Source organism: Novacetimonas cocois (assembly GCF_003311635.1).
GTDB classification, from domain to species: Bacteria; Pseudomonadota; Alphaproteobacteria; order Acetobacterales; family Acetobacteraceae; genus Novacetimonas; species Novacetimonas cocois.
In genome coordinates this window covers 1-13,338 of record NZ_QEXL01000003.1, presented here as the reverse complement: position 1 = coordinate 13,338, position 13,338 = coordinate 1, and the positions used below count along the sequence as shown (strand labels likewise).

General features: G+C 63.3%; 11 protein-coding genes. 7 read left to right on the top strand and 4 right to left on the bottom strand.

Annotated elements, in window-relative coordinates; translation table 11 throughout:
* Positions 1-2: 2 nt before the first annotated feature.
* Both NJLHNGOC_RS03030 and NJLHNGOC_RS03025 read right to left on the bottom strand, forming a co-directional pair.
* Positions 3-797, bottom strand: coding sequence for an inositol monophosphatase family protein (locus NJLHNGOC_RS03030; protein WP_113595047.1), 795 nt, complete (start codon positions 795-797; stop codon positions 3-5).
* On the bottom strand, positions 797-1,306 hold the full coding sequence (locus NJLHNGOC_RS03025) for a c-type cytochrome (RefSeq protein WP_113595046.1): 510 nt from the start codon (positions 1,304-1,306) through the stop codon (positions 797-799). Before NJLHNGOC_RS03025 ends, NJLHNGOC_RS03030 begins: the two co-directional genes overlap by 1 nt.
* A 137-nt stretch (positions 1,307-1,443) precedes the next feature.
* Between NJLHNGOC_RS03025 and NJLHNGOC_RS03020 the strand changes: the two genes are divergently transcribed.
* The 4 genes from NJLHNGOC_RS03020 (at position 1,444) to smpB (ending at position 4,641) form a co-directional block, all read left to right on the top strand.
* On the top strand, positions 1,444-2,193 hold the full coding sequence (locus NJLHNGOC_RS03020) for a 3-deoxy-manno-octulosonate cytidylyltransferase (RefSeq protein WP_113595045.1): 750 nt from the start codon (positions 1,444-1,446) through the stop codon (positions 2,191-2,193).
* A complete protein-coding gene (locus NJLHNGOC_RS03015; RefSeq protein ID WP_113595044.1) occupies positions 2,190-3,080 on the top strand; it encodes a prephenate dehydratase in 891 nt (296 codons plus the stop codon). Before NJLHNGOC_RS03020 ends, NJLHNGOC_RS03015 begins: the two co-directional genes overlap by 4 nt.
* Positions 3,081-3,249: 169 nt before the next feature.
* Positions 3,250-4,140, top strand: coding sequence for a 4-hydroxy-tetrahydrodipicolinate synthase (dapA, locus tag NJLHNGOC_RS03010; RefSeq protein WP_206059692.1), 891 nt, complete (start codon positions 3,250-3,252; stop codon positions 4,138-4,140).
* A gap of 3 nt (positions 4,141-4,143) precedes the next feature.
* On the top strand, positions 4,144-4,641 hold the full coding sequence (gene smpB / locus NJLHNGOC_RS03005; protein WP_113595043.1) for an SsrA-binding protein SmpB: 498 nt from the start codon (positions 4,144-4,146) through the stop codon (positions 4,639-4,641).
* A 105-nt stretch (positions 4,642-4,746) separates the two neighbouring features.
* Here the strand turns inward: smpB and NJLHNGOC_RS16570 are convergent, their stop codons facing one another.
* A complete protein-coding gene (locus tag NJLHNGOC_RS16570) occupies positions 4,747-5,415 on the bottom strand; it encodes a cold-shock protein (protein WP_110530294.1) in 669 nt (222 codons plus the stop codon).
* 349 nt (positions 5,416-5,764) lie between these two features.
* Between NJLHNGOC_RS16570 and acuR the strand changes: the two genes are divergently transcribed.
* Complete coding sequence (acuR, locus tag NJLHNGOC_RS02995) at positions 5,765-6,457, top strand: acrylate utilization transcriptional regulator AcuR (RefSeq protein WP_113595156.1); 693 nt, start codon at positions 5,765-5,767, stop codon at positions 6,455-6,457.
* Here the strand turns inward: acuR and recG are convergent.
* Positions 6,441-8,576 (bottom strand): ATP-dependent DNA helicase RecG, encoded by a 2,136-nt coding sequence (gene recG, locus NJLHNGOC_RS02990; protein ID WP_113595042.1) that lies wholly within the window; start codon positions 8,574-8,576, stop codon positions 6,441-6,443. The two genes, acuR and recG, sit on opposite strands and share 17 nt — an antisense overlap.
* Positions 8,577-8,681: 105 nt before the next feature.
* On the opposite strand from recG, the gene NJLHNGOC_RS02985 reads away from it, so the two are divergent.
* Positions 8,682-8,993, top strand: coding sequence for an FAD assembly factor SdhE (locus NJLHNGOC_RS02985; RefSeq protein ID WP_110530289.1), 312 nt, complete (start codon positions 8,682-8,684; stop codon positions 8,991-8,993).
* Complete coding sequence (gene mfd / locus NJLHNGOC_RS02980) at positions 8,990-12,463, top strand: transcription-repair coupling factor (protein WP_113595041.1); 3,474 nt, start codon at positions 8,990-8,992, stop codon at positions 12,461-12,463. Before NJLHNGOC_RS02985 ends, mfd begins: the two co-directional genes overlap by 4 nt.
* Positions 12,464-13,338: the final 875 nt, after the last annotated feature.

The window sequence follows — 13,338 nt, the reverse complement described above, 5'->3', positions numbered from 1 at the left end:
TCCTAATCCGCCAGCAGGTCCCGGACGGAGGAAAGCAGGGCCGGGTTGCCCAGCGCCAGGACGGTCCCGTCGCCATCCAGCCGCAGGGGCTGGCCCGCCCAGTCGGTCACGCTGCCGCCCGCGCCCTCGATCACGGGAACAAGGGCGGCCCAGTCCCACGGCTTCATGGTGCATTCGGCGATGACATCCACCTGTCCCAGCGCCAGCAGGCCATAGGCATAGCAGTCCCCCCCCCACGAGGTACGCTTGACGGCATGCGACAGGCGATCCCATCGCGCCCGATAGGCCCCTTCAAGGATTTCCGGCGACGTGCAGGACAGTTCGGCCCGATCCAGCGCCGGGCAGGCCCGCGTTCCCGCCTGCCCCGGAAAGGACGAGACATAGCGCGTGCGTTCGCCCCGGATCCCGATCCACCTTTCCCCTGTAATCGGCTGGTCAATCACGCCAAGCACCGGCACCCCCTCATGCAGCAGGGCGATCAGGGTGCCAAAGGTGGGACGCCCGGTCAGGAACGCCCGCGTGCCATCGACAGGATCGATCACCCAGCGATAGGACGCACCGGCGCGTTCCAGCCCGAATTCCTCGCCCATGATCCCGTGTTCCGGCAGGCGTTCGCCCAGAACGGCGCGGATCGCGCGTTCGGCGGAACGGTCGGCGATGGTGACGGGACTCTGGTCCGCCTTGTCATCGGCCGCGACGCCCACACGGAAAAACGGCCGCACGATACACCCGGCCACGTCCGCCGCCGCCTGCGCCGCGTCCAGCAACCGATCGCGTTGCGGCAATGATCCGGACATCAGTTATCCCCATCATGAAGCGAGCGGATGAACGCCACGAGATTGGCGCGTTCCACCGGTGAGGAAACGCCCGGGAAGGCCATCTTGGTGCCCGGCGCGAACGCATCGGGCTTCCTGATCCATTCCGACAGCAGGGCAGGGGTCCAGACGTCTTTCTTATGCGCGCTCAGGGCTTCGGAAAATTCGTAGTCGGGGATGTCGCCTACGTGCGTGCCCATCACACCAAACAGGTCCGGGCCGATGACGGACGGACCATGCGGGGCAAAGCTGTGGCACATCCCGCACTGATGATCCGCCAGTTCGCGTCCCTTTGCCACGTCCGCATGCGCCAGCAGCGTCTCGATCGGGGGATCCTGTCCATCGTCGGGCGCGGATTGCGGCATAGGAACCGCCGTCTGCGCCGCGGCGTGATGGGGCACAAGGATATCGCCCAGAACCCAGCTGCCGCCGAATGCAACCGCCGCAACCAGACAGGCTGCCCCCATCTGGTTAAGCCGTAGAGTGTTCATACCTTAAAGACACCTTTCGTGCGCGGTTGCATGACTTTGCTTCATTACCTAGACTGCCGCGCAGCTTATGTGAAGCATCCACAAGCGCGCACGTGACGTGTCGCCTCAGATGAACCGATGGGCCAAAACCTGATTTCATGAACCCGATTGTCATAATACCGGCCCGCATGGCGTCATCGCGCCTGCCCGGAAAACCCCTGGCCGATATCGCCGGCCGCCCGATGATCGCCCATGTTCTTGAACGCGCCCTGGCTGCCGGTATCGGGCCGGTGGCTGTCGCGGTCTGCGACGCCGCCGTTGCCGAAGCGGTCAAAAAGGCCGGGGGAATGCCCGTCATGACCGATCCCGACCTGCCATCGGGTTCGGACCGTGTATGGCAGGCGCTGGAGCGGATTGACCCGGCGGGCCAGCATGACATCGTCATCAACCTTCAGGGTGACCTGCCGGAGGTAAGGCCGGATATCCTGCACAAGGTCCTGCAGCCCCTCGACGATGCCCAGGTGGATATCGCCACGCTGGTTGCACCCGTCCGCGACGCGGCGGAAGCGGCGGCAGAGTCCGTGGTCAAGGTCGCATGCGCCTTCGACAGTGGCGCGGACATCGCGCGCGCTCTCTATTTTTCCCGGATGGCCATTCCGTGGGGACCGGGGCCGTTGTGGCACCATGTCGGCATCTATGCCTATCGCCGCCCCGCGCTGCAGCGATTCGTCAGCACGCCGGAATCCCCCCTCGAACAGCGAGAGCGTCTGGAACAGCTTCGCGCGCTGGAGACGGGCATGCGCATCGGATGCGCCCGGATCGCCCAGGCACCCTTTGGCGTGGATACGCCCGCGGACCTTGAACGCGTCCGCGCGACGGCCCGGCAGGCCACCTGCGCCCTGACATGACAGACGCGCACGCCACGGGAATCATCGCGTTCCAGGGAAGGCCCGGGGCCTATTCCGATCTTGCCTGCCGCGAGGCCCGGCCAAGCTGGACGACATTGCCCTGCGAAACCTTTGCCGACACGATCGCCGCCGTGCATGACGGCCGGGCGGATGCGGCGATGCTGGCCTGTGAAAACAGTCTGGCGGGGCGCGTGCCCGATATCCATGCGCTGCTGCCCCAGTCGAACCTGTTTATCGTGGGCGAACATTTCCAGCGCGTCGAACATTGCCTGATGGGCATTCCCGGCACGACCCTGCAGGATGCGCGCCGCATCCACACCCATCCGGTCGCCATGGCGCAGATCAGGGGGCTGATCCGCGAAACGGGCCTGAAGCCCGTCGTGGAATTCGATACGGCGGGATCCGCGGAACTGGTCCGCGAATGGGGCAGAAAGGAAGACGTCGCCGTGGCCTCGTCACTTGCAGCGGACCTGAACGGGCTGGTGATCCTGCGCCACAATGTCGAGGACGCGGCCCACAACACGACCCGTTTCTATATCGCCGCGCGCACGCCGACCGAACTGCCCCGTGGCATCCGCGACAGCATGACAACGCTGCTGTTCAGGGTCAGCAACCAGCCCGGCGCCCTGTACAAAGTCCTGGGCGGGTTCGCCACCAACGGGATCAACATGACCCGGCTGGAAAGCTACATGCTGGAGGGATCGTTCGCCGCCACGCAGTTCCTCCTCGACGTGGAGGGACACCCGGATGACCCCGCACTGTCCGCGGCCCTGCGGGAGCTTTCGTTTTTCGCCGAACAGGTCGATCTGCTCGGCGTCTATCCCGCGTCCCCCTTCCGCCACGACAACGCATCCCCGCCGCCATCCGGGACGCCCGTCATGAAATGACAGGACGATCCAGATCGGGGTGCTTTGCCATTCCCGGTCCCCGTACCTATATGTGAGGGGACAGTCGCGGTCGGGGCCCGTATCCCGCCCACAGAGTTCAGACAGAAAAAAGATCCTTCGCCATCGCGCTCCGCTCGCCTGAATCCGGATGGCGGGATCTGACAAGCAAGTGGAAACAACCATGTTCAAGGGTTCCATTACCGCCCTGATTACGCCAATGAACCAGGACGGGTCGCTCGACCTGGCTTCCATGGGTGGCTTCATCGACTGGCAGATCCAGCAGGGAAGTTCCGCGCTGGTTCCTGTCGGCACCACGGGCGAAAGCCCGACCCTTACCCCCGAAGAACATGCGCAGGTGGTCGAATTCACCATCAAGACGACCAATGGCCGCGTTCCCGTCCTTGCCGGCGCGGGCTCCAACAGCACGGCGGAGGCCATCAAGATGGCCCGCGATGCACAGGCGGCGGGGGCTTCTGGCGTTCTGGTGGTCGCCCCCTATTACAACAAGCCCGTGCAGGAGGGGATCTATCGCCACTTCATGGCGGTGGCCGACGCCATTACGATCCCGCTTATCCTGTACAACATTCCCGGACGCTCGGTCATCGATATTTCGGTGGAGACGATGGCGCGGCTGGCGAAACACCCCAATATCATCGGCGTCAAGGACGCGACGACCAACCTGATGCGGCCGCTGCAGACCCGTCATGCCATCAGTAAGCCGTTCATACAGCTTTCGGGCGAAGACGCGACGGCAGTGGCGTTCCTGGCCTCTGGCGGGGATGGGTGCATCAGCGTGACCTCCAACGTCGCCCCGACGCAGTGCGCCGAAATCCAGGCCGCATGGAACGATGGGCGCGTCATGGAAGCCATGGAAAAACATGACCGGCTTTTCCCGCTGCATGAGGCCCTGTTCTGCGAAAGCAATCCCGTGCCCGTGAAATTCGCCGCAAGCGTGCTGGGCCTGATGGGGGAAACCTGCCGCCTTCCGCTTGCCCCCCTCAGCGACGCGTCACGCACGCGCGTCAAGGATGCCATGTCGATGGCGGGATTGCTGGACTGATCCATGGCAGCGAAACAGAGAAACGGCAGCGGCATGATCTCCACCGGGATCGCCGCGCAGAACCGCAAGGGTCGATTCAACTATACCATCCTTGAAACCCTGGAGGCCGGACTGGTCCTCAAGGGGCCGGAGGTCAAGAGCCTGCGGATGGGGCGCGCCACCATTACCGAGGCCTATGCGGCCGAACGGGACGGTGAGCTGTGGCTGTTCAACAGCTATATCCCAGAATATCAGGGCGGGATCCTGTCGCGCTTCGAACCCCGTGCCCCGCGCAAGCTCCTGCTGCATGGCAAGCAGATTGACCGGCTGCTGGGGGAAACAGCCCGTAACGGCGTTACCCTTGTCCCGCTGGACATCCATTTCAACAGCCGTGGCATTGCCAAGCTGACGCTGGGAATAGGGGAGGGACGCAAGAAAGCCGACAAGCGCCATGCCATCGCGGAACGTGACTGGCAACGCGACAAGGCGCGGCTGATGCGCAACAAGGGACGTGAGGACTGAGGGTAACCTTCCGTCCAGCGGGCATAAAAAAACAGGGCATCCCGCAAGGGACGCCTTGTTCTGATTCCTGCGTGGCCTGATGTTTTCCATCAGGCCACGGGAAAATCAGTCAACGCTGATGGCAGCGGCTTCCGGACCCTTCTGGCCCTCGACCACCTGCACGTTGGCCGTCTGGCCTTCGGCAAGGCTGGTCAGGCCCGAACGTTCCAGGGCGGAGGCATGCACGAAGATGTCCTTGCCGCCGCTTTCGGGCGTGATGAAGCCAAAGCCCTTGGTGGCATTATACCACTTCACGACGCCGCGCATGTCCTGTGCCTGCGACAGGTCGGGAGCCGGACGACCGGAGCGGGAGAAGCCGCCACCGGCACGCGGGCCACCAAAGCCACGGGGCCGTTCCGGCTGCGCCGTGCTTTCGTCAACGGACACCACGGCGGCGACCTGACGTCCCTTCGGGCCCTGACCGATACGCACGACAAGCGTGCTGCCGGGGGAAACCGTCTCGAAACCGGTGGGGTTCAGTGCATTGGCATGCAGGAACACATCACCCGATCCATCCGACAGTTCGACAAAGCCGAATCCCTTTTCGCTATTGAACCACTTGACAGTGGCACCAATCTCCGGCCCGGATGCGACGATCTGCGGACCTCCGCTGCCGGCAAAGGGGCGACGGGGTGCGCTGGCACGGTCATTGAATGACGGTGCCGACATGAAATCATCGTCAAATCCGCCGCGGCGCGGTGAGCGGGAGCTGCGGTCGGTCCTGTTACTTCTCAACGGTCGTAATCCCGAGGTCTAGGTGGCGGGTCCCTGTCTCGGGAAGCCGCCGATATGAAAACGCTTGTTCGCAGAATAGAGTTTTGCCTGTCTGGCACTGCCGTGATTCAGGCGGCCCGCCGGGAAACATATTCTCCGTCCTGTTTTTGATCCTAGCATGAACTGCATCGGTATCACCAACATCTAAAGCATATTCCGAGCGCAGGATTCCACAGCATTTTTCGACTCTGAACAATTTTGTGACAAACCGAGGGTGGCGAAGCGGCATTAACCCTGTCAGGAAAAACCGTCGCACCACTTTCCATCCTGAATCACCGCCATTTTTCCGAGACTGGGGGATATGCCTGACATGAACCCGAGCGCATCCAGAAAGCCCCCCGGGGGGCGCGGACGGGGACGGCCGCGCAAGGACGTCTCCGAACAGCATGATATCCGCCAGCAGCTCATACAGGCGGGGATCATAGCCCTGACGGAAAAGGGATTTTCAGCAAGCGGACTCGACGACATCCTGCAGGCCGCCGACGTGGCGAAAGGCTCCTTCTACCATTATTTCAAGAACAAGGAGGATTTCGGCATCGCCGTCATCGAAAGCTATGCCGGGCATTTCAATGCAAAGCTCGACAAATGGCTGGGTGACGGGACCTATCCTCCCCTGCAGCGCCTGCGTCATTTCATGGAGGACGCCAAGGCCGGCATCATGCGTCACAGCTACAGGCGGGGCAGCCTGATCGGCAACCTGGGACAGGAACTGCCGATTCTGCCACCCTCGTTCCATCAGGAACTGCGCAATGTGCTGGTGGGATGGGAGCGCCGCGTGGCCGCATGCCTGATGGCCATATTCGACACGCCATCGCCTGCCTACAGCCATATCTGCCTGCGCTGGGCCGAATTCTTCTGGATCGGATGGGAAGGGGCGATCCTGCGCGCGCGCCTTGAGCGGTCCGTCCAGCCGATGAGCCTGTTTTCGGACATCTTCCTCGAAATGGTGGAAACCGAATGCGGCCTGAAGGACATAGCCCCGATCTTCAGCCCGCCTTCATGATTTTCTGCGCATCGGTGCGCGAGAACAGTTCCAGCAGCATCCCGATGGCCGCATGACGCCTGCGCACGCCGGGCGCTCCATCCTCCACGACACGCCGGGCATCCTGTGCCGCCGCACGCAGCAGCTGCTCGATATGCACGCCTGCCGCCATGCGGAAATCCGGCAGCCCCGACTGCCTGTGTCCCGCCAGATCCCCGCCGCCGCGAATGCGGAAATCCTCATCCGCGATGACAAACCCGTCTTCCGTATCGCGCAGCAGCGCCAGACGACGCCGCGCGGTCTGGCCCAGATGGCTGTCATGCAGCAGCAGGCAGAAGGATTCCGCCTGCCCGCGTCCCACGCGGCCACGCAGCTGATGCAGCTGCGCAAGGCCGAAACGCTCGGCATGTTCGATCATCATGACCGTCGCGGAGGGGATATCCACCCCGACCTCGATTACGGTGGTCGCGACGAGGATGCGGGTCCGGCCACTGGCAAAGGCACTGATCGCCTCCTCGCGCACGGCGATGTCCTGCTGACCATGGGCAAGGCCGACAAGATCGCCGAAATGTTCACGCAGCATCGCATAACGTGCTTCCGCCGCGGCGATATCCAGCGCCTCGCTTTCGGAGACGAGGGGACAGACCCAGAAAACCTGCGCCCCCCGGTCCAGCGCCCGTCGCAGGCCCGCCACCAGTTCGGGCATGGCCGACAGCGCATGCAGGGAAGTACGCACGGGCTTGCGTCCCGCCGGTTTCACGTCCAGGCGGCTGACCTGCATGTCCCCCCACTGCGTCAGCAGCAGGGTGCGCGGGATCGGGGTCGCCGTCATGACCAGCATGTCGGTCCGGTCGCCCTTTTCACCCAGCATCATGCGCTGCGCCACGCCAAAGCGATGCTGTTCATCAATGACGACAAAGGCAAGGTCGGCGAATTCCACCTTGTCCTGAAACAGGGCATGCGTGCCTATGACAAGTGGCGCGGCACCGGTGCGGATGTCTTCGAGCGCCTGCCTGCGCGCACGCCCGCGCACGGATCCGCTCAGGAACGCGACCGGCACCGGCGACAGTTTCTGGAATGTCGCCAGATGCTGCCGCGCAAGGATTTCGGTCGGCGCCATCAGCACGGCCTGATGCCCGGCCTCCACCACGCCCAGCATCGAGAGCAGCGCCACCAGCGTCTTGCCCGCACCCACGTCCCCCTGCAGCAGGCGCGTCATGCGATGAGGGGCGGCAAGGTCGCAGCCGATTTCTTCCAGCACGCGGGTCTGGGCGGTGGTGGGTTCGTGACCAAAGCGCGACAGGGCGACGCCACGCAATGCGCCCGTACTGGCAATCGCGCGGCCGGGACGTTCACGGTTGTCCATCCGGGCACGCGCCATCGCGATCTGCATCGCCAGAAGTTCGTCATAGGACAGGCGGGCCCGCGCACGCTCGCTCGCGGCGGTATAGCGATCCCCTTCCATCAGGTCGGGAAAATCCGCAGGACGGTGCAGTATCCTCAGGGCCTGCTCGAAACCCGGCCACTTGCGCTGCCGCACCATGTCCGGGTCCAGCCATTCCGGCAGGACGGGGAACCGGGCAAAGGCCCCCTGCAGGGCGGTGCGCAGGTGGCGTGGAAACAGCCCGCCCGTCAGGGGCCAGACCGGGTCCAGCAGGGGAATCGTGGTGGCCTGTTCGGCAGGTACCATGTAATCGGGATGCGGCATGCTGAGGCGATCGCCAAAACGTTCCAGCATGCCGGACACGCATATCTGCATGTCCACCCGCAGCCGCTGCGCCTGATAGGGGGAGAAGAAAACCAGTTCCGCCTGACCTGTCCCATCGCTGACGACAATGCGCCACGGCTTGCGGCCGCGACTGCCCTCCGGGGCGATGATCCGCATGACCCGTGCGCTGAACGTGCAGACGCGGTCGGCCTGCGCCTGTGCAAGCGCGGGACGGTAACGCCGGTCCACCAGCCCGTCAGGCAGGTGGAACAGAAGGTCGATCACCCGGCCGCCACGCGCCACGCGCCCGATCAGGCGCGCAACCGACGGGCCGATGCCCGGCAGGGTATCCACGCCGGCCAGCAGTGGCGCAAGAAGCGCGTCGGCATGTTCGGGCAGGGAAGGGGAACAGGGTGACACGCGTCGGTTCATCCGGCAGGTTGGCATGCTGGTCGTCCGGGCTGACAGACAGCCCGGGGACGGCTATAGGACAAATGCGTTACAGAACAAAACGCAACCATGACGGGGTGGAACGCAATGCAAACCAACAATCCTGATATGTCGCACCTCGATCCGCGTCGGCGCCGTATCTATTACCGCGCGGTGCATCGGGGCACGCATGAAACCGATGTGCTGATCGGCGGCTTTGTCGCCCCGCGCCTTGCCACCATGACCGATGCCGAACTCGACGCGCTGGAAGAGGTGATGGAGCTTCCCGACGCCGACCTCGCCGACTGGCTCAGCGGTCGCCGGCCCATCCCGCCGGAGGTGGACACCCCCATGATGCGCGCCATCCTGGCGGACGCGAACGACCCCGCGCGCCTGGCCGCGATCCGAGGTCCCAAATGAACGAAATCCGCGCCGCGCGACAGACATCCGGCCTGACCCAGATATGGGGCGTGCCAGAGGGATATGACGCGTTTCTTCTCGCCCGCCGCATGTCGGAACATGAGGGCCCGCTGCTCCATGTCGCGCGCGACGACGCGGAAATGGCGCGGATTGGCGACCTGCTGTCCTTTATCGCCCCCGACGCGGAAATCCTGCGTTTTCCGGCATGGGACTGCCTGCCATATGACCGGGTTTCGCCAAACCCGGCCATCGTGGCCGAACGTGTCGCGACCCTGACGTGCCTGCTGGAAAAACCAAAACGTCCGCGCATCGTGCTGACGACGGTCAATGGACTGATCCAGTGCGTCCCCCCGCGCCGCGCGTTCGAGGGACAGTCGCTGAACATCGCGACCGGGGAGGCGCTGGATCAGGAATTCCTGATCGAACTGCTGATCGCCAACGGCTACAACCGGACCGACACGGTCATGGAACCGGGCGAATTCGCGACGCGCGGGGGAATTTTCGATATCTTTCCGGCGGGCGAAACCGAACCCGTCCGCCTTGACCTGTTTGGCGACGAAGTGGAAAACATTCGCGGATTCGATCCCGCGACACAGCGTTCCACGACACAGAAGACATCCCTTGTCATGCGGCCCGTGGCTGATTTCAGCCTGGACGCCGACAGCATCTCGCGCTTTCGCACCGGCTGGCGCGACCTGTTCGGTCCCGCCGCGGCCGAAGACCCGATGTACCAGCACGTTTCCGAGGGGCGGCGGCACGCGGGGCTGGAACACTGGCTGCCCCTGTTCCATGAAAACATGGAAACGCTGCTGGATTACCTGCCGGGCGTTTCCATCTCGCTGGCGCATCAGGCGGAAGAGGCGTTTACGGCGCGGCTGGAAATGATCGCGGATCATTTCGATGCTCGCCGCCAGCTTACCCGTGAAGGGGAGGTGCCGTATCGCGCGCTGCCCCCGCATCTGATGTATCTGGATCGCAAGGCATGGGATGCCATGCTGTCCGGTCGTCCGGCGATGGTCTTCATGCCCTTTGCACAGCCTGACGGCGCCCCCGACATCGACGCGGGCGGACGACCGGGCCAGATGTTCGCCAGGACGGCAACCGACGGGATGCGCGAAAACGTGTTTCCCATGCTGGGCGCGCGCATGAATGAATGGGCGCAGACGGGACGGCGCACGTTCGTGACGGCATGGAGCCGCGGGTCCGCCGAACGGCTGGGCGTGCTGCTGCGTGAATACCGCCTGCCGGTGCAGTCATTCGCGACATGGCGCGAAGCCGCCCGCATGAAGGTAGGCACGATCGGCCTGCTGACGCTGGGGCTGGAACGTGGATTCGTGGCCGACGACATGGCCTTCGTCTCCGAACAGGACCTGCTGGGGGAGCGTATCTCCCGCCCGCCGCGCCGCCGCAAGAAGGCCGACCAGTTCATCGCGGAGGCGTCGGAGATTGCCGAAGGCGACCTCGTGGTGCATCAGGATTACGGCATCGGCCGCTATGACGGGCTGGAGACGATCGGCGTGGGATCCGCCCCGCATGACTGCCTGCGCCTGATTTACGACGGCAATGAAAAGCTGTTCCTGCCGGTCGAAAACATCGAACTGCTCAGCCGCTTCGGCTCCGAACAGACCGGGGTCGCGCTGGACAGGCTCGGCGGCGTGTCGTGGCAGTCGCGCAAGGCGAAGATGAAACAGCGCATCCGCGACATGGCGGGTGAACTGATCCGCACGGCGGCGGCCCGCGCCCTGCGCGAGGCACCGGCCCTGACGCCGGCCGAGGGGCTGTGGGACGAATTCTGCGCCCGCTTCCCGTTCGTGGAGACCGAGGACCAGTCACGCGCCATTGCCGATGTCCTTGACGACATGGCGTCGGGTCGCCCGATGGACCGGCTGGTGTGTGGCGACGTCGGGTTCGGCAAGACGGAAGTCGCCCTGCGCGCGGCGTTCGTGGCCGCCATGTCGGGGGGACAGGTGGCGGTTGTCGTGCCCACCACGCTGCTGGCGCGACAGCATTTCCGCACATTTTCCGCCCGTTTCGCGGACCTGCCGATCAAGGTCGCGCAGCTGTCGCGCATGGTCACGGCCAAGGAAGCGACCGCCGTGCGCAAGGGACTGGCGGATGGCACGGTCAACATCGTGATCGGAACGCACGCCCTGCTGGCCAAGACCGTCAAATTCGCGGATCTCGGCCTGCTGATCGTCGATGAGGAGCAGCATTTCGGCGTCGCGCACAAGGAAAAGCTCAAGGCCCTGCGTGAGGGCGTGCATGTGCTGACCCTGTCGGCCACGCCGCTGCCACGCACGTTGCAGCTGGCGCTGACGGGCGTTCGGGAAATGAGCCTGATCGCGACCCCGCCGACGGACCGGCTGGCGGTGCGCACCTTCATCATGCCCTTCGACAGCGTCGTGATCCGCGAAGCCATCCAGCGCGAGCGTTTCCGTGGGGGGCAGGTGTTCTGCGTCGTGCCGCGCATCGAGGATCTGGACCGCATGGCGACGCGGCTGAATGAGATCGTGCCCGACGCCCGGATCGTGCAGGCGCATGGCCGCCTGACACCGACCGAGCTGGAACGGGTCATGACGGAATTCAGCGATGGCAAATATGACATCCTGCTGTCCACCAACATCGTGGAAAGCGGGCTGGACATGCCTGCGGTCAACACGCTGATCATCCATCGCGCCGACATGTTCGGGCTGGGACAGCTCTATCAGCTGCGCGGACGCGTGGGGCGCGGCAAGCAGCGTGGATATGCCTACCTGACATGGCCGCAGACGCATATCCTGTCGGCTGCCGCGCAGAAACGGCTGGAAGTCATGCAGACGCTTGATACGCTGGGGGCAGGCTTTACGCTGGCCTCCCACGATCTGGACCTGCGCGGGGCGGGGAACCTGCTGGGCGACGAGCAGTCGGGACATATCCGCGAGGTCGGGATCGAGCTTTACCAGCAGATGCTTGAGGATGCGGTGGCCGACCTGCGTCATGAAAAGGGACGGCGCAAGGCGGAAGATCGCGACTGGACCCCCAACATCATACTGGGCCTGCCGGTCCTGATCCCCGATACCTACGTGCCCGACCTGCCGGTGCGGCTGGGGCTTTACCGACGTATTTCCGCCCTTGCCAACGACGCGGAAATCGAGGCGATGGAGGCGGAACTGATCGACCGTTTCGGCCCCCTGCCGGACGAGGTCCGCAATCTGCTGGATGTCGTGGCGCTCAAGCGCATGTGCCGGGCTGCGGGCGTGGAACGGCTGGAGGCTGGGCCAAAGGGCATGGTGATCCAGTTCCGCAACAACAGTTTCGTAAATCCCGCCGGCCTGGTCACATGGATTGCGCAACAGAAGGACAGCAAGGTCCGGCTGCGCCCCGACCACAAGCTGGCGATCATTCGCGAGATGACCAACGCACAGCGCATCACGGAGGCCCGCAGGGCACTGGGTGCGCTCAACAGGCTGGCAGAGGACACGGCCGCCTGATACGTCGCAGCCTACCGCTGGGCATGCAAAGGGGATGAAGGGAGATGATATCCTTCGTCCCCTTTGTGTTTTGTGAGGCAACGCCGGGACATCCGGTCGTGGTCATTATGATCTTTATCTGAAACAGGCTCACGGCAGGAAAGCATCGCCATATCCCAATGGGTGATGTGCCATTGCCGCGCGATGAACGGCTTCATTCAGGACGACGGATACCGATATGTCCCGGATTGCCACCGGATGGCTGCAAACTGTTTTTGGATATTAAACAAGGCGGTCCACCATGCCGCGCCTTACAGCATTACTTCGGAAATGGCATATCCACATCGGCAATGCATGGCCATGGCGGGGCAGTACCATACTTCATCTGTCCGTCCCGGCGGGTTACCACATATAAATCTTTTCACCTTCACCGTTTCGAAATCAGATCGAAACTCCTGCCGCCCGCTGAAATGAACCGCATATTATATTTATGTGACAACCTCGCATATCTACCGCCACATGGACACACGAATTCTGAAGTAAATATTGAATATCTCCTTTTATAAACAGCACATTTTAAATTCTGAATACATCGCGAAACCTCTGGAAAACAGTCGATTTCACCCATGAATCTGCCGGGATGGGAAGATTGATTCCATGGTTTTTGTCACTTGACGGTAATTTAAAAATACCCCATAGGTACAGGAAAGGCGTATTCAGGGTTCCACATGATGAAGAAATCGTTTGGGGTTAGTCATGGTTGCTTCCAATATCTTTGGAAGCAGGCTTGAAAACGACCGATCGGTTTGAAAAATCAGAAAGAGCTTCTGCCGGTTTTAAATCCTAGGCTCAGGACTCATAGCCAGAAGATGACGGTTGCAGCGAGGCAGATTGCC

Bases quoted from the DNA above. Each gene is read 5' to 3' on its own strand.
- acuR (WP_113595156.1), top strand. From the start codon at position 5,765: ATGAACCCGAGCGCATCCAGAAAGCCCCCCGGGGGGCGCGGACGGGGA.
- mfd (WP_113595041.1), top strand. From the start codon at position 8,990: ATGAACGAAATCCGCGCCGCGCGACAGACATCCGGCCTGACCCAGATA.
- recG (WP_113595042.1), bottom strand. From the start codon at position 8,576: ATGAACCGACGCGTGTCACCCTGTTCCCCTTCCCTGCCCGAACATGCC.
- NJLHNGOC_RS03025 (WP_113595046.1), bottom strand. From the start codon at position 1,306: ATGAACACTCTACGGCTTAACCAGATGGGGGCAGCCTGTCTGGTTGCG.
- NJLHNGOC_RS03030 (WP_113595047.1), bottom strand. From the start codon at position 797: ATGTCCGGATCATTGCCGCAACGCGATCGGTTGCTGGACGCGGCGCAG.
- NJLHNGOC_RS03020 (WP_113595045.1), top strand. From the start codon at position 1,444: ATGAACCCGATTGTCATAATACCGGCCCGCATGGCGTCATCGCGCCTG.
- smpB (WP_113595043.1), top strand. From the start codon at position 4,144: ATGGCAGCGAAACAGAGAAACGGCAGCGGCATGATCTCCACCGGGATC.
- NJLHNGOC_RS03015 (WP_113595044.1), top strand. From the start codon at position 2,190: ATGACAGACGCGCACGCCACGGGAATCATCGCGTTCCAGGGAAGGCCC.
- NJLHNGOC_RS02985 (WP_110530289.1), top strand. From the start codon at position 8,682: ATGCAAACCAACAATCCTGATATGTCGCACCTCGATCCGCGTCGGCGC.